The sequence below is a fragment of the Amycolatopsis saalfeldensis genome, from assembly GCF_900110575.1.
Lineage (GTDB): Bacteria > Actinomycetota > Actinomycetes > Mycobacteriales > Pseudonocardiaceae > Amycolatopsis > Amycolatopsis saalfeldensis.
This window is the reverse complement of sequence record NZ_FOEF01000028.1, coordinates 81,565-105,093: the sequence shown is the minus strand read 5'-3', so window position 1 is coordinate 105,093 and position 23,529 is coordinate 81,565. Positions and strand designations below refer to the sequence as shown.

The following is a 23,529-nucleotide window of genomic DNA, read 5'->3' as shown; positions in this document are numbered from 1 at the left end:
GTTGCAGCTCGGCCCGCTCGGCCGCCTCCAGAGGCTTGTCGCCGTGGACCTCGGCGGCGGTGATCCGGCGTCGTTCGTCTTTGACCCAGACGCTGAGCATGCCCGCGTCGATGCCCAGCTCGCGGGCGACCTCGGTGATCGTGCGGCCGGAATCGATCACCCTGTGGGCAGCCTCGACCTTGTACTCGGCCGTGTAGGACCGGCGCTTGCGAGGAGGCATGGGGACATCCTTTCAGCAGGACAGCTGGTCCTGCTAACTCGGTGTCCACTACCCGGGGTGAACCTCAGTGATCGGGTCGGCGATTTGCTACGAGATCGCCTACGGCGACCCGACCCGTGGCGCGGTCCGTGCGGGCCAACAACCCGTGGTATGGCCGTGCTGAAGTGACTTTCCAGCAGCTGATGATGTCGAGGCTGCGTGCCGTTGAACACCGGTCATGCGGTGGTGGTAGCCGCGACCAGCGGCGTCAGCGCGGAGGGCCGGCAGGTACTCCGGCCACAAGCCGAGGCGGGTCAATCGACCCAACGGGCAGCGTTGTCAGCGCGACAGACATGTTCGTCGCGGTTGCCGCGGCGGCGGCCGGAAATCCGGTGAGTCTCAGGTGCCCGCGACTCATGGCCAGTAGACTATGGATACTAGTACTATGTAAGGTAGTAGATCGATGTCGAGGAGCTTGACGTGGGAAAGAAGGCGCGCAGGAGCGCAGCCGGCGCGCGAACCGGAAGTGGTTCTGCAGTACGCGGGGCGACTGAGCCAGCAACCGGCCGCACGGTTTCGCCGGATAAGCAGCGTGCGGCCGGCGGCGTGCCCCCTGCTCTTGCGGGGCGGCCGAAGCCGCGAGCGGACGTCCGTGCGGCAGGAAACCCAAGGCAGGGGGGTGCTGCGGTTGCGGATGAGCTCCAGGTCGAGCCGGGCCGCGAGGGGTTCATGGGGTGTCTTGACCGCGCGACTGCCGATACGGGATCCCAGGTCGCGGCCGCAACTTATTGGTTCGACGCCGCGCCGGCCGGCCGGCCCTATTCAGTCGACATCCGGTTTACCGGGGTGCGCGAAGGGGTGCGCGGCAAACGCGCCGCGCAGGACCGGTTCGACGTAATCGAACGGGTGGAGAACATCTTGCCCAGCAGTGGCAGGATCGGGGTCACCTCGCGGGTGGAGCGGCTGAATCCGGGCGCTTGGCAGGTCACCGCGAGCGCGGTGCAGAAGGGTTCGCCCGGTGTGCTGCCGAGCCAGACCGTCACGACGAATACCCGGTTCGGCGTGCTCGCTCAGGGGCCCAGCGTGAATCTGCTCTCCTGGCCGGTGCTGGTCGGGCTCGGCGCGGTGCTGGCGCTGGTTCTGCAGGCGGCGCTGTCCGCGCGCTGGGGAATGAACAGCGGCGTCGTGCTGGCGATTTCGGCCATCGGCTGCTTGCTCGGTTTCATCGGTGGGAAAGCCTGGTACGTGGTGCTCCACCGCAAGCCGCTGCGGGATCTCTTCACCACGGGTGCCTGCATTCAGGGCTTTCTCCTCGCCGCTCTTACCGTCGTGGTGATCGGATCATTGCTGGCCGGGTATCCCGTCGGGACATTGCTGGACGCCACGGCCCCGGGGATCTTCTTGGGCATGGCTGTCGGCCGGCCCGGGTGTTTCCTCACGGGGTGTTGCGCGGGCAGGCCGACGGTGTCCCGGTGGGGTCTGGTTTCGTCTGATCGTCGCTTGACGATCCGCAGGTTCCCGGTCCAGTTGATCGAAGCTGCCGTCGCGTTGGTGATCGGTGTGGTTTCTCTGGTGCTGGTTTTCGTCGCCGAGCCGTCGGTGCACGGCGCGATTTTCGTGGGCGCGCTCGCTGCGTACACCTTCGCTCGGCAGCTGCTGTTCCCGCTGCGCAGCGACCCGCACACGCCAACTGGCCGGGCGGCGACGATGGCGGTGTGCGGGCTGGCGCTGGTCGGCGCGCTGGCGGTGCAGGCATTCGGCTAGTGGTTCTCGCCTGTTGGTTCGTCGGGGGTGAGCATGCTGTCCGTGGTTGGCGTCGTCGCGGGTGAAAGTCCAGTCGAATGGGTGGGCGGTGGTGGGGTAGCGGGCCTGAAAGGTCAGCATCGTTCGGCGATCTTGTCCAGGTCTTCGAAGTCGTCCGGGAGGAGGGCTTTGCTTTGCACTGCGGAGAATTAGATTTCCACTTGGTTGAGCCAGGAGGCGTGGACCGGTGGGTGCACCATGTGAGCGTTGGAAAACGCGTTGTTCCTTCGTGCTGTGGCCGCCCAGTTGCGATGTGAAGCGCCGTTGTCCACGATCCAGAACACGCGGCGCGCGCTGGCGTAGGGTTCGCTGGTCATGACCTGGTTCACCAGGCGAGAGAACGGGGCGATGCCGGTAGTGGGCTCACACCGGCTGATCACGTGGGCAAGTTGGACGTCGTAGGCGGCGAAATAGGCGGCGTGCCGCCACGAGCGTACTCGGATTCCACCCGCATCGGCCTGCGCGGGCCGGCGTGCAGGGGGTCGTGTGTGCGATATCGGGCTTGGATGCCGGGTTTCTCATCGGCACTGAGCACGAAATCCTTCTCGCCCAGTAGTTCGTCCTTCCAGACGCGTGCGTACAGGTCGAGCGCCCGGGCTGCCTTGACCGCGTAATACGAGTCGCGGGGAAAGATCCACGAGCGATGCCCCCATGGCTTGATCGCGTCCTCGGCCAGCTACCGACGCACTGCGAGGTCGACACCCGCTCACAGATGCCCCGGGTGACCGCCTCGCAGCACGATCCGCGCCCGCAGCACCTGCCGATGCTCGGCACGATGCCGCGGGCCAGTTCCGGGCAGCTCCGCCTGGGCGGGCAGCTCGCAGGCCCGCGAAGGGCTGCCAGGACTGGCTGACCGGGCGCGCAGTGGGCGGCCAGCGCCTTTACCTCGGCCACGACCGTGGCCGGGAAGACCCGCGGCGGCTGGCCCGCGCTCGGGAACGCTCGCCCCAACTGGCCACCGTCCAGAGCTCGCCGGTGATACCGGCGTTGGATTGCCCGTCAGTGGCGGCCAGGCAGAATCGCTTGCGCCACTTGCGCACAGTGTTCTCGATGATGCCGAAGTGCGTCACGACGGCACGTTCGCCTATGTCACCGGTGAACTCGCCGACGGCACCACCCTGCCCCTGGTGTGCCTGCGATACAACGGATCCGCCAGCGGCTGGGGGTTCGCCAGCTACCGGGCCAGCCACGACGACTACGAAGACTCCATCCTGCCCGCCGGCTTGCCCTTCGGCACACCACAGGAAACGCTCGACTGGGCCTGCGGCCTCTACCTCAACGACACCATCGCCTGGCAACCCCGACGAACTGACAGGCGAGACCACTAGCTTCTACGTTGTGAGCTGTGGCCGCGTATTTACTGTCGATTTTCGGGCGTGTCGGGTCGACCCCGGTGCCGGTCGGCTGCACCGTGTCGGTGTCACGGCACTTTGTCGCTCTTGCGAGGAAATCTTGAGCTGCTACGCCGTCGTGTGTTTGACGTGGGTTGTTGACGTGCTTCGGTATTCAGGTGTGCTGCAGGCGCTTCGCTTCACTGAAGCGGTTGCGTGGCCGTACTGCCGGTGCGTGTGGGGGCGCGGCCGGAGCATGTCGCCACCGCACGAAGCTACCACTTAGGGTGATCGTGTATCACAGTATGTGTTGATCTTACTGGTCGCTTAGGGGTTGGTGAGGGGTTGAGCTACCGGTAGCGTGCGATTAGTTCGAATTAAGCGTGGCAGATTTTGCGGGGTCTCGGTGGTCATTCGCACTGGATGTGGCGCGAGTTTTTGGGCATTGATCCGATAGCTCTCGGATTTGCACCGGTGTCATTGGGAATCGCTTTCTTGCGGGGTTTATGTCGAAGAGACATGAATTCGGTGCGAACAGCCGATGCTGTCGTCGCCGACCGCGCGTGCACTCGCTGGCAGCTGGCTGATCAACTTCCTTCTGGCCTACGACGGGGGATACGGGACGAAGATGGCTGAGTCGATCGCTGTTGTCGGGTTGTCCTGCCGGCTGCCCGGTGCGCCGGACGCCGACGCGTTCTGGGAACTTCTCGGCAGCGGTTCGAGCGGGCTCGGCCCGGTTCCCGAGGCCCGGTGGTCGTCGGAGACGCACGGGGACCTGCCCCGCGCGGTGACCCACGGAGGCTTCCTCGACGAAGTCGGCGAGTTCGACGCGGACTTCTTCGGCATCTCGCCACGGGAAGCGGCCGCGATGGACCCGCAGCAACGGCTGGTGCTCGAACTGGCCTGGGAGGCGGTCGAGGACGCCGGGTTGCACGCCGCGACACTGGCGGGCAGCCGGACAAGCGTGTTCGTCGGTGCGATTCAAGACGACTACGCCGCACTGACCTTCGGGCGCGGCCCCGGCAAGATCACCCGGCACACAATGACCGGCCTGCAGCGCGGCATCATCGCCAACAGGGTCTCGTACACCCTCGGGCTGCGGGGACCGAGCCTGACTGTCGACGCCGGCCAGGGGTCATCGCTGGTCGCTGTGCACATGGCCTGCGAAAGTCTGCGCCACGGTGAGTCCGAGCTGGCGCTCGCCGGCGGGGTGAACCTCAACCTCGCGCTGGAGAGCGCGCTGAGCGTGGCCGCGTTCGGCGGACTCTCCCCGGATGGCGAGTGCTTCACGTTCGATGAGCGGGCCAACGGCTTCGTGCGCGGCGAAGGCGGCGGTGTCGTTTTGCTCAAGCCGCTCGCGCGAGCCTTGGTGGACGGTGACTTCATCCACGGCGTCATCCGTGGCGGCGCCGTCAACAACGACGGCGCCGGCGACGGTTTGACCGTGCCGAACCCGCTGGCGCAGGAGGAGGTGCTGCGGCTGGCGTACTGCAATGCCGCAGTCGACCCGGCGGATGTCCAGTACGTCGAGTTGCACGGCACCGGGACCAAGGTCGGCGACCCCTTGGAGGCCGAAGCGCTCGGTGCCGTGCTGGGCAGGCCCCGGCCCGCGGGACTTCCACTGCTCGTCGGTTCGGCCAAGACCAACGTCGGTCACCTCGAAGGCGCCGCCGGCATCGTCGGCCTCCTCAAGGTCCTGCTCTGCGTCCAGCGGCGGCAGATACCCCCGAGCCGAAACTTCGAGGTGTCTAACCCCCGTATCCCGTTGCGGGACCTCGGCCTGGACGTACACCGGGAGCTCATTCCCTGGCCGGAGCCGGACCGGGAACTGGTCGCCGGAGTCAGCTCCTTCGGCGTAGGCGGCACGAATTGCCACCTCGTCGTGTCAGAACCGCCGGCCCGGTCACGCGCCGCGGGCGGGCCGCGCGACGCGCCACCGCGCGCGACGCCGTGGCTGCTCTCCGGCCGGACCGACGCCGCGCTCCGCGCCCAAGCTCTGCGTCTGCGGGATTTCATGGCGGAGACACCGAATCTCGACCCGGCCGACGTCGGCTTCTCCCTTGCCACGACACGCCAGGCGTTCGAACACCGCGCGGTCGTGCTCGCCGCGCGGCACGACGACTTCCTCGCTGGACTTGACGTACTGGGGCACGGGCGCGAGGCGGCGAACGTCGTCTCCGGTGTCGCGGACAGCAACGCGAAAACCGTGTTTGTCTTTCCCGGGCAGGGTTCACAGTGGGCCGGCATGGCGACGGAGTTGCTGAGTTCCTCGTCGGTGTTCGCCGAGAGCATTGAGGCGTGCGCAGCGGCGCTGGAGCCGTTCGTGGACTGGTCCCTGCCCGACGTCCTCCGGGGCGTGGACGGCGCGCCCACCTTGGACCATGGCGATCACGTGGTCCAGCCCGTGCTGTGGGCGGTGATGGTGTCGCTCGCCGCGTTGTGGCGCTCGGTCGGGGTACGCCCGGACGCCGTGGTCGGCCACTCCCAAGGAGAGATCGCGGCAGCGACCGCGGTGGGCGCGCTGTCGCTGGACGACGCGGCGCGGGTCGTGGCACTGCGGAGCCGCCTGCTCGCCGAACTCGCCGGACGCGGGGGGATGCTGTCGGTCCCGGTGACGGCCGACCGAGTGGCGCCCAGACTGGCGAAACGGGAGCCGCGGTTGACCATCGCGGCGATCAACGGACCCGTCTCGACGATCGTGAGCGGCGACGTAGGGGCACTGGACGAGCTGGCGGCCGAGTACGCCGCGGAAGGCGTGGACGCCAGGAAGCTGCCGGTCGCGTACGCCTCGCACTCGCCGCACGTCGAAACCGTTCGCGAACGACTGCTCGACGCGCTGTCGGGGATCACACCGCGCACTGCGGAGATCGCGTTCTACTCCACGGTCACCGGCGACCTGCACGACACTGCCTCGTTGAACGCCGACTACTGGTACCGGAATCTCCGGCACACCGTGCGCCTGGAGCGCGCGACGCGCTCCCTGCTGGACGGGGCGCACCGGATTTTCCTGGAGATGAGCCCCCACCCGGTGCTGACCGGAAGCCTGCGGGACGTGGCTGCTTCCGCGGAGGAACCGGTCCCGGTGGCCGCGCTTGGTTCCCTGCGGCGTGACTCCGGCGGGTGGGACCGGTTCGTCGACTCGTTGGGGCGCGCGCACGTCCGCGGAGTAGGTGTCGACTGGCACGCGGTTTACGGGCCGGACAGGCAGCAGGTGAAGTTGCCGACGTACGCCTTCCAGCGCAAACGTTATTGGCTCGACGGACCGGAAATGACGGCAGGTCGCGTCGCGCTCGACACACCCGGACCGGCACGCGCCCGGCAGCCTGAGGAGGAGCGAACCCGGGGTCGTCCCGCCCTGGCCGAGCGCCTGCATGGGCTGCCGGGTACCGAGCAGCGCGGAATGCTGGTGGACGCGGTGCGGACGACCGCCTCCGCCGTGCTGGGCCAGCTGAACCCGGACGCCATCGAGCCCACCCGGACCTTCAAGCAGCTCGGCTTCGACTCGATCACCGGGACGGAGTTCTGCGAACGGCTCGGTGCAGCGCTCGGTGTCCCCCTGCCGTCCGGCCTCGTCTACGACTACCCGACACCGACGCTGCTCGCCGAGCACCTGAGAACCGCGGCATCGGGTGAGAGCGATCTCAGCACCACTGCACCCGCGGTGAAGGACGTCGCGGACGGCGAGCCGATCGCGATCGTGGCGATGGCGTGTCGCTACCCGGGGGAGGTTCGTTCACCCGAGGACCTGTGGCGGTTGGTGGCCGAGGGCAGGGACGCCACGTCGGGATTCCCCACCGACCGCGGCTGGAACCTCGACGAGCTGTTCGACGACGACCCCGACCGGGTCGGCACGAGCTATGCCGCCGGCGGCGGGTTCTTGCACGACGCCGCGTACTTCGATCCGGCGTTCTTCGGGATCTCGCCCCGGGAAGCCCTGGCCATGGATCCCCAGCAGCGCGTGCTGCTCGAAGTGGCGTGGGAGGCGTTCGAGCGGGCCGGGATCGACCCGACCTCGCTGCGCGACAGCAACACCGGCGTCCTGGTGGGTGCGATGCCGCAGGACTACGGGCCACGCCTCCACGAGCCGGCCAACGGGCTAGAGGGTTACCTGCTGACCGGCAGCACGACGAGCGTCACGTCGGGCCGTCTGGCGTACACGTTCGGCACCGCCGGTCCGGCGGTGACCGTCGACACGGCGTGTTCGTCCTCGCTGGTGGCGATCCACCTGGCCGTCCAGGCGCTGCGGAATGGCGAGTGCGATCTCGTTCTGGCCGGTGGTGTCGCGGTCATGGCGACCCCGGGCATGTTCCTCGAGTTCAGCCGTCAGCGAGGGCTCTCGCCCGATGGCCGGTGCAAACCGTTCGCGGCCGCGGCGGACGGCACCGCATGGAGCGAAGGTGCCGGGCTCGTCCTGCTGGAGCGGTTGTCGTATGCCCGTCGCAACGGGCACGAGGTGCTGGCCGTGATCCGGGGCTCGGCCGTCAACCAGGACGGTGCGAGCAACGGCTTGACCGCTCCCAACGGCCCCGCCCAGGAGCGCGTCATCCGCCAGGCACTGAGCAGCGCCCGACTGTCCCCGGCCGACGTCGACGCGGTCGAGGCGCACGGGACGGGCACCAGGCTGGGCGATCCGATCGAAGCACGAGCGCTGATCGCCGCGTACGGGCAACGCCCGGCGGACCGACCGCTGCGACTCGGCTCGCTGAAGTCCAATATCGGTCACGCGCAGGCGGCGGCCGGGGTCGGTGGCCTCATCAAGATGGTCATGGCGATGCGGAACGGGCAGTTGCCCCGGACGCTGCATGTCGATAAGCCCACCGAGCACGTGGACTGGTCGACAGGCGCGGTATCCCTCCTGTCCGAGGCGTTGCCGTGGCCGGCCACGGACCGCCCGAGGCGAGCCGCGATCTCGTCATTCGGCATCAGTGGTACCAACGCCCACCTGATCATCGAGCAGGCACCGCCGGTGCGGCCGCCGGTTCCACCTGCACCGGTGACGCGGCCCGCTCCCGTGCCGTTGCTGCTGTCCGCGAAGAACGAAACGGCGCTGAGGGAGCAGGCCGGGCGGCTCAAGGAGTTCGTGGCGGAGCGGCCCGAACTCGACCTGGCCGATGTGGGGTTCTCTCTGGTGACGACCCGCGCGTCGCTGGACCACCGCGCCGTCGTCGTCGCGAGCAGCCGGGACGAGGCCCTCGACGGTCTCGACCGACTTCACGACGGCCGGCCCGGGCCCGCCGTCGTGAAGTCGACCGGAGCGGAGCCGGGCAAGACAGTGTTCGTGTTCCCCGGCCAGGGATCGCAGTGGCCGGGCATGGCGGCCGGGTTGCTGGACACCAGCCCGGTGTTCCGGGACCAGGTCCAGGCGTGCGGGGAAGCGCTCGCGCCGTACACGGACTGGTCGCTGGTCGACGTACTGCGGGACAGTGACGCGGCGGCACTGGAACGGGTGGATGTCGTTCAGCCCGCGTTGTTCACCATGATGGTGTCGCTCGCGGCGTTGTGGCGTTCGTTCGGAGTACGGCCGGACGCGGTCGTGGGGCATTCCCAGGGCGAGATCGCCGCCGCGCACGTGGCCGGGGCGCTGTCGCTGGACGACGCCGCGCGGATCGTGGCACTGCGCAGCAAGGCGCTCCTCTCGCTGGCGGGTACGGGCGGGATGGCGTCGGTCGCGATGCCTGCGGGGCAGGTCGAGGCCCGCTTGGCCGAATGGGGAGGCCGACTGACCGTCGCGTCCGTTAACGGTCCATCGGCCACCGTGGTCTCCGGCGACCCGGACGCTCTCCGCGAACTCGTCGTGGCCTTCGGCGAGCAGGACGTCCGCGCCCGGATGATCCCGGTGGACTACGCATCCCACTCGCCGCACGTCGAAGCGATCGAAACCCGGCTGCTGGCGGACCTGGCGCCCATCACCGCCCGCGTCGGTGAGATTCCCTTTTACTCCACGGTCACCGCGGCGTCCGTCGACACGTCGGAGCTCGATGCCGGCTACTGGTACCGGAACCTCCGTAATCCCGTTCTCTTCGACCAGGCTGTCCGCGGCCTGATGGCGGACGGGCACGGCGTGTTCATCGAGTGCGGTGCGCACCCGGTGCTCACGCCGGGAATCGAGGACATCGCGGATCCGGTCGGTTCCGGCGGTCACGAGCCGTTGGTGCTCGGGTCGCTGCGGCGGGACAGCGGCGATCTCGGGACTTTCGTGCAGTCGGCCGCTCGGGCACACCTGCGCGGCGTCGCCGTCGACTGGTCGACGGCGTTCGGATCTGATCCGTGCAGGGTGGACCTGCCGACGTACCGGTTCCAGCGGCAGCGCTATTGGCTCGACGCGGCCACCGCGGTCGTGGACGTGGCCGCGGCGGGGCTCTCCGCCGCGGACCACCCGCTGTTGGGCGCGGCGCTGGAAACCGCAGACGGTGACCGCCTGGTCCTGACCGGGAAACTGTCGTTGACGACGCACCCGTGGCTGGCGGACCACGCGGTCTCGGGCACGGTCTTGCTGCCCGGCACCGGGTTCGTCGAGCTGGCCCTGTGCGCTGGCGGGCGGGTCGGTTCCGACGTCGTCGCGGAGCTGACCATCGAGGCGCCCTTGGGGCTGACCGAGCGGGAGGCGGCTCGGATCCAGGTGATCGTGGAGCGTGCGGACCAGACCGGGCGCCGCCGGTTCACTGTCTACTCCAGCACGGACGTCGACGGGACAGGCTGGACCCGGCACGCGTTCGGCGTCCTCGGCACAGGTCCGTCCCGGCCGGCTGCGGAGAGTACGTCGATCCCGCCCGACGCCGCACCGCTCGACGTGGTCGCGCTCCAGGACGGTCTGGCCGACCTGGGCTATGACTACGGCCCGGCGTTCCGAGCCGTGCACGCGGCGTGGCGGCGTGGTGACGACGTCTATGCGGACATCCGGGTGCCCGAGAACCTCCCCACCGATGGGTTCGTCCTCCACCCGGTGCTGCTGGATGCCGCCCTCCAGGTTGCACTCGGCACCTTGCCGGCAGACGACAGGACCAGGGCACTCCTGCTGCCCTTCTCATGGTCGGAGGTGCGGGTGCACGGCACCTGCGCCACCAGCCTCCGGGTCCGCGTGACGCGGTTGCGGCCCAATGAGTTCCGCATTATCGCGACGGACGCCGACGGGGCACCTGTAGCCGAGGCGGCCTCGGTAACCACGAGGCCGGTCGACCCGGCCGCGTTGGGCCCGACACAGGGACGTGAACGGGACTCGCTTTTCCACGTGCTGTGGACGAGTGCGGTTCGGGACATCACCGCACTCGCCGGCCGTTGGGTGGTGCTCGGCGAGGAGGCGGACGATCTGACATCCGCGCTGGCAAAGGCCGGCGTCGTGGTCGACGTCCAGGCAGACCTCACCGCACTCGCGAACGGAACGACGGACCCCGACGTCGTGCTGGTCGTGTTCCCCGACCCGCGAAACGCCGAGACGGCCGATCACGTCCACACGGCGACGCGCAGAACCGTGGAACTGCTGCGGCAGTGGCTCACCGAAGATCGGTTCGCCCAGACGCCACTCGTCGTCCTTACGAGGAACGCGGTCTCCGCCGAGTTCGGCGACCACGTCGCGGACCTCGGCGGCGCCGCGGCGCGTGGGCTCGTCCGGAGTGCGCAGTCCGAGCATCCGGACCGGTTCACCCTGGTGGACACGGATGGGTCAGAAGCGTCGGGCCTCGCTCTCCCCAAGGCGGTGAACGCGCGGGAGGCCGATGTCGCCCTGCGCGCTGGACGAATTCTCGTCCCCCGTCTCGTACGCACTTCGGCCGAGGAGGTCCTCAGCCCGCCCGAGGAGGATGTTCCGTGGCGGTTGGGCATCGACACTCCCGGCCGGGTGGAGACGCTCACGCTGGTCGCGAGCCATGATGCGGCCGCGCCTCTCGTGCCGGGGCAGGTACGGGTTTCGTTGCGTGGCATCGGCCTGAACTTCCGCGACGTCCTGATCGCGCTCGACATGTACCCCGGAGAGGCGCCGATCGGCAGCGAAGGCGCCGGCGTCGTGACCGAGGTGGCACCGGATGTCGCGGAGGTGACGCCGGGTGACCGGGTGATGGGCATGTTCCCGACCGGCGCCGGGAATGTCGCCGTCACCGATCACCGCCTGCTCGCACAGATCCCGGAAGGGTGGTCCTTCGCCGAGGCCGCGGGTGTCCCGATTGCCTTCCTGACCGCCTACCACGGATTGGCCGAACTCGCGGAGATCCGCTCCGGCGAGAACTTGTTGCTGCACGCCGCGACCGGCGGTGTCGGCCTGGCCGCGGTGCAACTGGCCCAGCATTGGGGGGTCGAACTCTTCGCGACCGCGAGTGAGCCGAAATGGCGAGCCCTTCGCGAAGCGGGCCTGCAGGAAACCAGGATCGCCTCGTCGAGGACCCTCGATTTCGAACAGCGCTTCCGAGCGGGTTCGGGCGGTGGCGTCGACGTCGTACTCAATTCATTGGCCCGCGAGTACACGGACGCCTCACTGCGCCTGCTGAAAGCAGGAGGCCGCTTCATCGAGATGGGCAAGACGAACCCGCGTGATCCGGCGGTCGTCACGGCAGACCATCCCGGGATCACCTATGAGGCGTTCGACCTCACGACACTGGACCCCGAGCACGTGCAGGGCATGTTCGCCGAATTGGTCCCCTTGTTCGCCTCGGGGACGTTGCGCCCCTTGCCGGTCACCGCCGTGGACCCGGGCCGGGCTGTCGCGGCGCTTCGGTACATCAGCCAGGCCCGGCACGTCGGCAAGGTCGTGCTCACCCCGCAGGCCCCGCCCGATCCCGGCGGCACGGTCCTCGTCACCGGCGGCACGGGCGGCCTGGGCGCGCTTACCGCACGGCATCTGGTGACCAGCCGCGGCGTCCGCCATCTGGTGCTGGCCAGCCGGTCAGGCGCAGCCGCACCGGGTGCCGCCGAGTTACGCGCGGAGCTCACCGAACTCGGTGCCGACGTCGAGGTCGTGGCGTGCGATGTGGCCGATCGGAAGGCGATGCGCGACCTGCTGGACGCAATTCCCGACGAACACCCGTTGACCGCTCTCGTGCACACCGCGGGCGCGCTCGACGACTCGACGGTGACGGCTCTGACCGCAGGCCAGGTCGACCGCGTGCTGCGCCCCAAGGTGGACGGCGCGTGGATCCTGCACGAGCTCACGCGGCACCTCGACCTCGCCGCGTTCGTACTGTTCTCCTCGGTCGCGGGTGTGCTCGGGACGCCCGGCCAGGGAAATTACGCGGCGGCGAACGCCTTCCTCGACGCCTTCGCGCAGCACCGGCACGTCGCCGGCCTGCCCGCGACCAGCCTTGCCTGGGGGTATTGGCGCAGGTCCACCGGCCTGACGGGCCATCTCACCGAAGGTGACGTCGTGCGGCTGGGACGTGGCGGTATCACCCCGATGTCCGACGACGACGGGCTCATCTCGTTCGACGCGGCCATGGGTACCGGCCGCCCGGTCCTGGTACCGGCACGCCTCGACCTCACGTCGACGCGGTCCGCACCCGTGCCGTCGATCCTGCGGGGTCTTGTCCGAGCCCGGCCCGCAGCCCGGCTCGCCACCGCCGATCCGCACCCCGCCGTCACCGGCGACCTCGTCCACCACGACGCGGTCGTGCACCTCGTCTGCACACACACCGCCGCCGTTCTCGGACACGACGCACCGGAGAACATCGATCCCGACACACCCTTCAAAAACCTCGGCCTCGACTCCCTGACCGCGGTCGAGCTGCGCAACCGGATCGCGGCGGCCGCGGACCTCCGCTTGCCCACGACGGTCGTCTTCGACCATCCGACGGTCACCGAACTCGCCGAGCACCTGCTGACTCGGATCCGCGGTGAGCGCGCCGGGAGCACGACCTCGGCCGCCACCACCGTTGACGCCGGTGACCTGATCGGGATCACCGGGATGGCGTGCCGTTACCCGGGAGGTGTGCGGACCCCGGAAGACCTGTGGCGCCTTGCCGCCTCCGGCACCAATGCCATCACCGCGTTCCCCGTCGATCGCGGCTGGGACCTGGACCGGGTGTACGCGGCAGACCCCGGGCAGGCGGGCAGGTCCTACGTGTGTGAAGGCGGTTTCCTCGACGACGTGGCGGGCTTCGACGCCGAGTTCTTCGCGATCTCGCCAAGAGAAGCCACCGCGATGGATCCGCAACAACGGCTCCTGCTCGAAGTCGCCTGGGAGGCCGTCGAACGCTCCGGCATCGACCCGGCCTCGCTCCGCGGCACCAGCACCGGGGTCTTCGTCGGCATCATCGACAATGACTACGGTCCCAGGCTGGACCAGGCGCCCGAGGGATACGAGGGCTACCTGCTGACCGGCAACACCGCGAGCGTCGCCTCGGGCCGCATCGCCTACACCCTCGGCTTGCGGGGACCGGCCGTCTCGATCGACACCGCCTGCTCGTCGTCGTTGGTGGCGATGCACATGGCGGCCGAGTCGATCCGCCGAGGGGAGTGCGACCGGGCGCTGGTCGGCGGCGTCCACGTGATGCCGACTCCCGGCGGCTTCATCGAGTTCAGCAGGCAACGCGGACTTGCCCCCGACGGCCGCTGCAAGGCGTTCGCCGCGGCGGCGGACGGAACCGGCTGGGGCGAAGGCATCGGAGTGGTCATGCTCGAACGACTGCCGGACGCCCGGTGCGAAGACCGCCGCGTGCTCGCGGTCGTCCGCGGCTCGGCCGTGAACCAGGACGGTGCCAGCAACGGGTTGACCGCGCCGAACGGTCCGGCGCAGGAGCGGGTGATCCGGCAGGCCCTCGCCAACGCCGGGCTCCGCCCCGCGGACGTGGACGTCGTCGAGGCCCACGGGACGGGAACCACCCTGGGCGACCCGATCGAGGCCGAGGCGATCATCGCGACGTACGGCCAGGACCGACCGGCGGATCACCCGCTGTGGCTCGGGTCGCTCAAGTCCAACATCGGCCACACGCAGGCAGCCGCGGGGATCGGCGGCGTCATCAAGATGGTCGAATCGCTGCGGCACGACCGGTTGCCCCAGTCCTTGCACATCGATGAACCGTCCCCGCACGTCGATTGGTCCGCGGGTTCGGTCGCGCTGCTCACCGAGTCTCGCCCGTGGCCGCCGGGTGACGAGCCGCGCCGGGCCGGCGTCTCGTCGTTCGGGATCAGCGGCACCAACGCCCACCTCGTCATCGAGGAGGCGCCGGTGCCGGACGAAGCGCCGACCGGAACAGCGCCCGCCAGCCCTGCCGTGCCGTTGGTGCTCTCGGCCAAGAGCGAGGCGGCGCTACGTGATCAGGCCCGGCGGTTGCGAACCTGGGTGGACGGCCACCCGGATCGTTCGCCGGCCGACCTCGGTGCGGCGCTCGCGACCAGCCGCGCCCTGTTCGATCACCGCGCCGTCGTTCTCGCGGGCGACCGCGCGAACCTCATGTCCGATCTGCAGGCCCTGAGCAGGGGAGAGACTACCCCGACAACCGTCCTCGGAATCGCGGTGCACCAGGGCGGGACAGCCGTGCTGTGCACCGGCCAAGGGGCGCAGCACCCTGGCATGGGCCGCGACTTGCACGCCGCATTCCCGGTCTTCGCGGCTGCCCTCGACGAGGTTTGCGCCCATTTCCGGCCGTACCTCGACCGGCCGCTGCTCGACGTGATGTTCGCGGACAACGGCTCACCGGATGCCGCTCTGCTCGACCAGACTGCCTACGCACAGCCCGCGCTGTTCGCGTTCGAGGTGGCGGCGTACCGCCTGCTGGAGTCGACGGGGATCACGGCCGATTACCTGATCGGGCACTCGGTCGGCGAACTCACCGCCGCGCACTTGGCCGAGGCGCTGGCGCTCGAAGACGCCTGCATCCTGGTTGCGGAACGCGGCAGGCTCATGCAGGCGGCCAGGTCCGACGGCGCCATGGTCTCGCTCGAGGCCGGCGAGGACGAGGTGCGACCGTTGCTCGCCCAGTACGGCGACGAGGTGAGCCTCGCGGCCGTCAACGGCCCACGCGCGACGGTGATCTCCGGTGACCACGACTTGGTCATGGCGGTCGCTGCGGACCTGGCCGCGGCCGGACGCAAGACAAAGGAACTGCGGACCAGCCACGCGTTCCACTCCTCGCACATGGACCCGATCCTCGACGAGTTCCGTCGGGCCGTGGGACAGATCCGGTTCAGGGCGCCGCGCGTTCCCGTGCTCTCGAACGTCACGGGCGAACCCGCCGACGTCGAACAACTCCGGTCGCCCGACTACTGGGTCCGCCATCTCCGCGGCACCGTGCGCTTCCACAACGGCCTCCGCCACCTCGCTGACAACGGCGTCGGCCTTTACGCGGAAATCGGGCCGGACGGAGTGCTCGCAGCCCTCGCGCACGGTGCCGCGCATCCGGGCTCGGGCACCTCCCCCGAGGTTGTCGCGGTGTCGGTACAGGGCAAGCCCGAAAGCCTGAGCCTGCTCACCGCACTCGCCCGAGCGCACGTTCGCGGCGTCGGGGTCGACTGGTCCTCGATGTACGCCGGTCACGGCGCCCCCGCGGCGGAGCTGCCCACCTACCCGTTCCAGCACCGGCGCTACTGGCTCACCGCGACGAGCTCCGGCAACGCCGAACAATTCGGCCAGCGGACGGTGAGGCACCCGCTGATCGGCGCAGGCGTCGACACGGCCACCGACGGAGGTGTCGTGCTGACGGGCAGGGTGTCCCGGCAGGATCACCGGTGGCAGGCCGGCGGCGCAGTCACACTCCCGGACGCAGCTGTGGTCGAACTCGCCCTGTTCGCGGCCGACCGGATCGCGGGCGGAAGGGTCCTGGACCTCACCGTCGACGCGCCGGCGATCATGGCGGAGCAAGGTGCCGTCCAATTGCAGGTGGTCGTGGAGGCGCCGGATCCGTCCGGCAGCCGGCGGATCGGCATCCACTCCCGGTCGGCGGGCCTGGTCGAACCCGGTCGTGGCTGGACGGTGCACGCGCGTGGCGTCCTGGGACCGGTCGACGAGCAGGTCGACCTCCGGTATGAGGAGCACCGGCTGCCGGCGACGGCCACCGAGATCGACGTCGACCGGATCTACGACCGGCTCGCCGAGTATGGCCAGGACTACGCGGGCGACCTCCAGACGGTGAGCGCCGCGTGGCGGGACGGCGTGGACGTCTACGCCGACATCGCGCTGCCGGAAAGCCTGATCACGGACGGGTTTGACATCCACCCCGCTCTGCTCGACGCCGTTTTCCACGCCTACACCAGCGAAACGGGGAACCGACCGGCCACCTGGCACGATCTGCGGCTGCACTCGACAAACCCGAGCGCGCTGCGGGTGCGAGTGTCCGTCACGGCACTTCACCAGGTCGCGCTCACCGTGACCGACCCAGACGGTGGGCTCGTCCTGACCGCAGCCCGGGTCGACACGCGGCCGATTGCTGCAACTCGACTCCGCGGGGCCCCGTCGCCCGGCCAGGGCGCGTTGTTCCGGTTGGACTGGAAGGAGGTCCCGGTCGAGCTCGGGACGCCGCCTGGTGTGTGGGCCGTGCTCGACATCTCCGACTCCGGCCTGCGCGATGAGCCGGCGTTCCTCGCTCTCGCCGACCGGTCGTACCGGAACGTGGCCACGCTGACGGACGAACTCGATGCCGGGACTCCGGTGCCCGACGTCGTGGTTGTGCCCTGCCCGCGCCTGCCCGGAACGGCGGACGTCAGGGCGGCGCACGAAAAGACGACACGGTTTGTCGAGTTACTGCAGCGGTGGTTGGCCGACGACCGGCTGGTGTCGACGGCGCTGGTGGTGGTGACCGAGCAGGCCGTCTCGGTCGGGCCGGCGGATGACGAGCCCGCTGTCTCAACGGCGCCCGTCTGGGGACTGGTGCGCGCGGCGCAGACAGAGCACCCCGGCCGCTTCGCCCTCCTGGACGTCAACGAACGCACGGCCTCGGCGGAGCAGCTGGTCGCGGCGGTGACCGCCGGACAGCCGCAGGCGGCCGTACGCGACGACCGGGTGTTCGTGCCTCGGATCGCCCGCGTCACGACGTCGTCGCACCCGTTGCGCCTCGACCCCGACGGAGCCGTTGTGATCACCGGTGGAACCGGTGCGCTCGGCTCGCTCACCGCGCGCCACCTTGTCCGGGAGCACGGCGCGCGCCACCTCGTGCTCATCAGCAGGAGTGGTGGTGACGCCAGCAGCGTCGAAGAACTGACGGCGGAGCTAGGCCGGCTCGGCGCCGAGGTCACCGTCGCCCGTTGCGATGCGGCAGATTTCGATGCCCTCGGCGAACTGGTCGCCGCCATCACCGCGGACCGACCGCTGACCGCGGTCGTCCACGCCGCGGGCGTGCTCGACGACGCCGTGCTCATGACCCTCACACCCCGGCAGATCGACGCCGTTCTGCGGCCGAAAGTGGACGCCGCCTGGAACCTGCACCGGCTGACGCGGGAGATGGACCTGTCCGCGTTCGTACTGTTCTCTTCGGTGGCGGGTGTCATCGGCACGGCGGGACAGGCGAATTACGCCGCGGCCAACGCGTTCCTGGACGCGCTCGCGTATCACCGGCGCGCTCGAGGTCTGGTGGCCACGAGCATCGCTTGGGGAGCCTGGGCGGGCACGGGTGGTATGGCGGACCGCCTGAGCGTGGCTGATCGTGGCCGCCTGGCCCAGGCGGGAATCGCACCCCTGCCCGCCGAGCAAGCCCTCGCCCTGTTGGACAGCATCCTGGGGACCGAGGAACCGCATCTTCTCGGGGTGCGCATCGACTTCGCCGCGCTGCGGACGCAGGCGGAAGACGGCGTCCTCCGGGACGTTATGCGCGGGCTCGTCCGCAGTCGCCGCCGGCCCGCCGCCAACGGTGTACCGGACCTGCGCCGGCGGCTGGCCACCCTGTCTGAAGGCGAACGCCGTCGCGACCTGGTGGACCTGGTCCGCCACCACGCCGCCGCTGTCCTCGGCGCTTCGAACCCCGGCGCCGTCCACGCCGACCGCGGCCTCCTCGACGTGGGGTTCACCTCGCTGATGATCCTCGAACTCCGCAACAGGCTTGACACCGCCACCGGTCTTCAGCTGCCGGCCACGCTCGCTTTGGACCACCCCACGATCGAGGCGGTGGCCGGCTGCCTGGACGTGAAGCTCGCGCCGGACGGATCGGACGGCGCACCTCCCGTCCTCGCCGAACTCGACAGGCTGGTCCACAGCCTCGCCGGAACTCCGGCGTACGGAGAAGGACTGCGACAGGCGGTGGCGGACCGATTGCGGAGCCTCCTGCGGCAGCTCGACATCGGTGTACCGGACAACGACGCGGACGACGTGCCGGCGAAGATCCTTGCCGCCACGCCACAAGAGATCTTCGACCTGATCGACAACGATTTCGACGGCGGCAGGGTGAGCGTCGATGGCGAATGAGGAAAAGCTCCTCGGCTACCTCAAGAAGGTGTCCGCGGACCTGTACGAGACACGGCAACGCCTGCAGGCGGCCGAGGCGCGCACGGCGGAACCGATCGCGATCGTCGCCATGGCCTGCCGGTATCCCGGCGGGGTGCGATCGCCCGAGGACCTGTGGCACCTGGTGGACACCGGCACGGACGCGATCTCCGCGTTCCCCGCGGACCGGGGCTGGGACCTCGACCGGCTCTACCACCCGGACCCAGGCCACCCCGGCACCTCGTACACGCGGCACGGCGGGTTTCTGCACGACGCCGCGGAGTTCGACGCGGAGCTGTTCGGGATCTCGCCGCGCGAGGCGATGGCGATGGACCCGCAGCAGCGGTTGCTACTGGAAATCGCGTGGGAAACCTTCGAACGGGCGGGGATCGCCCCCGCTTCGCTGCGCAACAGCGGCACGGGCGTCTTCGTCGGCCTGACCGCACAGGACTACGGGCCGGTGCTGGCCGAGGCTCCCGACGGCTTCGGCGGCTACCTGGCGACGGGGAAAACGAGCAGCGTCGCATCCGGCCGCATCTCGTACGTCTTCGGGCTGGAAGGCCCAGCCGTGACGGTCGACACCGCCTGCTCGTCCTCGCTCGTCGCCCTGCACCTCGCCGCCCAAGCACTCCGCAACGGCGACTGCGACCTGGCCCTGGCCGGCGGTGTCACGGTGATGCCGGCAGCCGGGTTGTTCGTCGAGTTCAGCCGGCAGCGAGGCCTGGCCCCGGACGGGCGGTGCAAGCCGTTCGCCGCCGGGGCCGACGGCACGGCGTGGGGTGAAGGCGCCGGGCTCCTCCTCGTTGAACGACTCGGCGACGCGGAACGGCTGGGGCACCAGGTGCTCGCCGTCGTCGCCGGTTCCGCGACCAACCAGGACGGCACGTCGAGCCAGTTGACCGCGCCGAACGGCCCGTCGCAGGAGCGCGTCATCCGCAAGGCCCTGGCGAATGCGGGCCTGTCCCCGGCCGACGTCGACGCGGTGGAAGCACACGGAACCGGCACGACGCTGGGTGACCCGGTGGAAGCCGGGGCGTTGCTTGCCGTCTACGGGCAGGGACGGCCCGCCGGCCGGCCTCTGTGGTTGGGCTCGCTCAAATCGAACATCGGCCACACCCAGGCGGCCGCCGGAGTGGCCGGCGTGATCAAGATGGTGGAGGCAATCCGGCACGGGCGTTTACCCCGGACACTGCACGTCGACCGGCCGACACCGCATGTCGACTGGTCGGCGGGCGCGGTGTCGGTCCTGACGGAACCCGTTCCGTGGCCCGAAGCCGACCGACCACGGCGCGCCGCGATCTCGTCCTTCGGCGTGAGCGGTACCAACGCGCACCTGGTACTGGAGCAGGTCCCCGCGAGAGAGGCGCCGATCCGCACCGAGCCGACTGACTGCGTAGTGCCCTGGGTTATCTCGGGCGCGTCCGAAGCCGGTCTCCGGAACCAGGCGGAGCGGTTGTCGACATTCGTAGCCGACGATCCCGACCTCGCCCCGGTGGACATCGCGTTCTCGCTCGCCACCACTCGCGCGACGTTCGAGCACCGCGCCGTAGTCCTCGCTCGAGATGCCCCGGGGCTGCGCGACGGTCTCCGTGCGTTGTGCCGGGACGTGCCTGATCCTCGCGTCGTCCGCGGGAGGGCGATGACGTCCGGGCGAACGGTGTTTCTCTTTCCCGGGCAGGGTGCGCAGTGGGCGGGAATGGCCCGCGCCCTGCTGGCAGACGACGCGGTGTTCCGTGCGGAGATGGACGCGTGCGCCCAGGCCCTCGCACCGCACGTCGACTGGTCCCTCGTCGACGTCCTGGACGACGAGGCCGCGCTCGATCGCGTCGACGTGGTCCAACCGGCGTTGTTCGCGATCATGGTCTCCTTCGCCGCGGTGTGGCGCTCCTGGGGTGTCGAGCCGGATGCGGTGGTGGGCCACTCACAGGGTGAAATCGCGGCCGCCCACATCGCCGGCGCCTTGTCCCTGGAGGACGCCGCGCGCATCGTCGCCCTGCGCAGCAAGGCGCTGCTGGACCTGTCGGGCAGCGGGGGGATGGTCTCGGTCGCACTGCCCGGGGACAACGTCGAACAGCACCTCTCCGGGTGGGAGGGGCGGCTCACCGTGGCCGCGGTCAACGGACCCGCCTCGACGGTCGTCTCGGGAGACGGGCCCGCACTCGACGAACTGGTTGCGTCTTATGCGGAACGGGACGTTCGCGTTCGAAGAATCGCCGTTGACTACGCCTCGCATTCACCGCGTGTCGAGGCGATCCGGGACCGGCTGCTGTCGGAACTCGCGTCCGTCGAACCCCGCTCCGCGAGCGTTCCGTTCTACTCGACGATCACTGCGGGCCTACTCGACACCGCGCAGCTGGACGCCGGCTACTGGTACCGCAATCTGCGCCGCACCGTGCGCTTCGAGGAGACGACACGGGCGCTGCTCGACGACGGCTACCGCAGGTTCGTCGAAGTCAGCGCGCACCCGGTGCTGACGAGTGGAGTGGAGGACACCATCGGCGCGGCCGGTGTGGACGACGCCATCGTTCTCGGTTCTCTTCGGCGCGACGATGGTGGGCGCGACAGGTTCCTCACCTCGGCGGCGGAGCTGTTCGCCGGCGGGGGAGAAGTGGACTGGCCGGCGGTCCTTCCCGGAGGACGACGGGTTCCACTGCCGACATACCCGTTCCGGCGCAGCCGCTACTGGCTCGATCCGGCGGTGTCACCGAATGCGGCCGCGATGGGGTTGGACTCGGCGGGCCACCCCCTGCTAGGCGCGGAAGTCGAGTCGGCCGACGGCGGCAGGCTTATCCTCACCGGTCGCCTCTCGACCGCCGCGCACCCATGGCTGGCGGAGCACACCGTGTTCGGCACCTGCCTGCTGCCGGGCGCGGCGTTCGCCGAACTCGCTCTGCACGCGGCCGCCCGGAGCGGATGCCACACAGTCGGCGAGCTGACGCTGGCGAGCCCCCTGATCCTGCCGGAGCGTGGAGCGGTCCGCATTCAGGTGGTCGTCGACGGACCTGACGACGCGGGTCGTCGCACCCTTGCCGTCCACTCGCGGCCGGACGGCGACGGGGCTCCGTGGCGGAGGCACGCCACGGGTGTGCTCACGGCGGCAGAACCCCCGGCGCAAGCGGATCCGGCGCCGTTGCCGGACGACGCCGCGCACGTCGATGTGTCCGGCTTTTACGACGACCTCGCCGAGCGCGGCTACGGCTACGGGCGCACTTTCCGGGGCGTGCGGGCGGCGTGGCGCGACGACGGGTGCCTCTACGCGGAGGTCGTCCTCCCGGACGACGTTCCGGCAACGGGATTCGGCGTCCACCCGGCCCTTCTGGACGCCGCGCTCCACGTGATCGGGTTGCAGCACGATCGGGACTCGATCCGGCTGCCGTTTTCCTGGCTAGGGCTCTCCCTGTACGCCGGCGGAGCCACCCGACTGCGCGTGCGGATACGCCCCACCGGGCCGGACGCCGTCTCGGTCGCCGTCACGGACGTCGCGGGCAACCCTGTGCTCGCGGTCGAATCGCTGGTCACGAGATCGGTGACCGCCGCGCAATTGGGCAGGCAGTCCGCATGGCACCACGGCCGGTTGTTCCGGGTGAACTGGCTGCCATCGCGGCCGTCGCCGCAGCCGGTCGAACCGAGCGGACTGTGGGCGGTGATCGGCCAGGACGCCGGGGACGTCGCCGCCACACTCGGGGCCTGCGGCCTGACGGCTCAGGCGCACTCCGGCCCCTCGGCGCTCGCCGACGCGATCCGGGCAGGGGGCCCGGCGCCGGACGTCGTGCTGATGTCCTGCCCGCCTTGCGACGCCGATGGTGTGGTCGAACGGGTGCATCGGACGACCCTGAGTGTCCTGCGTTCGCTCCAGGGCTGGTTGGCCGACGACCGGTTGGCCGCGCCCAGACTCGTGCTCCTCACCCGTAAGGCCGTCGCGACCCGGCCGGGGGAACACGTCGAGGACTTCGCCGGCGCGGCGGTGCACGGCTTGGTCCGGACCGCCGAGTCGGAGAACCCACGGCGGTTCACCCTCGTCGACATCGACGGGCGCACAGCGTCCTGCTGTGCCGTCCCGTCCGCGATCGCGACCGGAGAACCCGAACTCGCCATCCGGGACGGGGAAGTCTTATTACCCCGGATCGTCCGTGCGGACGATCCGGACCGGCTGGCGCTGCCCGTGGAGCCGTCGGCCTGGCAGCTGGGGTTCGCCGGTCCCGGGCTGCGCGACAAGCTCGTCGCCACTGACGGGGAGCGGCACACCCTGCCGCTGGGACCCGGACAGGTCCGGCTCTCTCTGCGCGCCGTGGGACTGAACTTCCGCGACGTCGTCGTGTCGCTCGGCGTGGTCTCCGACGACACCCCGCCGGGTGGTGAAGGCGCCGGGATCGTGCTCGAAGCCGGACCCGACGTGACCGGTTTCGTCCCCGGCGACCGGGTGATGGGGTTGTTCCTCGGCGGGGTAGGGCCGGTCGCGGTGACCGACCACCGCCTGCTCACGCCGATTCCAGCAGGGTGGTCTTTCGCCGAGGCCGCGAGTGTGCCGATCGCCTTCCTGACGGCGTACCGCAGCCTCCGTGAGCTGGCCGGGATCAAGCGGGACGAAAAGCTGTTGCTGCATGCCGCGACCGGAGGCGTCGGCCTGGCCGCCCTGCAACTGGCCCGGTACTGGGGCGTCGAGGTCTTCGCCACCGCGAGCGAAGGCAAGTGGCACGCGCTACTGGACGCCGGCCTGGACGACGAGCACGTCTCCTCGTCGCGCACCATGGCATTCGAACGGTCCTTCGGCGCGGGTGCGGCTGGTCGGGTCGACGTGGTGCTGAACTCGCTGACCGGTGAGTTCGTCAACGCGTCCCTGCGCCTGCTCGGCCCCGGCGGCCGGT

At 69.9% G+C, this 23,529-nt stretch carries 6 protein-coding genes (1 of these 6 only partly in view); 4 read left to right on the top strand and 2 right to left on the bottom strand.

The window, feature by feature from the left end; translation table 11 throughout:
* Window positions 1–220, bottom strand: a 220-nt coding sequence (locus BMY97_RS40650; RefSeq protein ID WP_143086416.1) for a transposase, incomplete at its 3' end; no start/stop codon positions are given.
* A 708-nt stretch (window positions 221–928) separates the two neighbouring features.
* Between BMY97_RS40650 and BMY97_RS40645 the strand changes: the two genes are divergently transcribed.
* Entirely contained in the window at window positions 929–1,963 is a 1,035-nt protein-coding gene (locus BMY97_RS40645; protein WP_091628334.1) for a prolipoprotein diacylglyceryl transferase, read from the top strand.
* Between the two features lie 188 nt (window positions 1,964–2,151).
* Here the strand turns inward: BMY97_RS40645 and BMY97_RS46530 are convergent, their stop codons facing one another.
* Window positions 2,152–2,331, bottom strand: coding sequence for a hypothetical protein (locus tag BMY97_RS46530; protein WP_143086415.1), 180 nt, complete (start codon window positions 2,329–2,331; stop codon window positions 2,152–2,154).
* 732 nt (window positions 2,332–3,063) lie between these two features.
* On the opposite strand from BMY97_RS46530, the gene BMY97_RS40635 reads away from it, so the two are divergent.
* The 3 genes from BMY97_RS40635 to BMY97_RS40625 form a co-directional block, all read left to right on the top strand.
* Complete coding sequence (locus tag BMY97_RS40635) at window positions 3,064–3,330, top strand: hypothetical protein (RefSeq protein WP_091628331.1); 267 nt, start codon at window positions 3,064–3,066, stop codon at window positions 3,328–3,330.
* 631 nt (window positions 3,331–3,961) lie between these two features.
* Entirely contained in the window at window positions 3,962–18,646 is a 14,685-nt protein-coding gene (locus BMY97_RS49260; protein ID WP_143086414.1) for a type I polyketide synthase, read from the top strand.
* Window positions 18,647–18,674: 28 nt separating this feature from the next.
* Window positions 18,675–23,529: the 5' portion of a type I polyketide synthase gene (locus BMY97_RS40625; protein ID WP_425425405.1), read on the top strand. Its footprint extends 1,601 nt past the window's final position; only the first 4,855 of its 6,456 coding nucleotides appear in the window; the start codon lies at window positions 18,675–18,677; the stop codon falls past the right edge of the window.

Coding starts and splice junctions, on each gene's coding strand:
- BMY97_RS40645 (WP_091628334.1), top strand. CDS start 929: ATGGGGTGTCTTGACCGCGCGACTGCCGATACGGGATCCCAGGTCGCG.
- BMY97_RS49260 (WP_143086414.1), top strand. CDS start 3,962: ATGGCTGAGTCGATCGCTGTTGTCGGGTTGTCCTGCCGGCTGCCCGGT.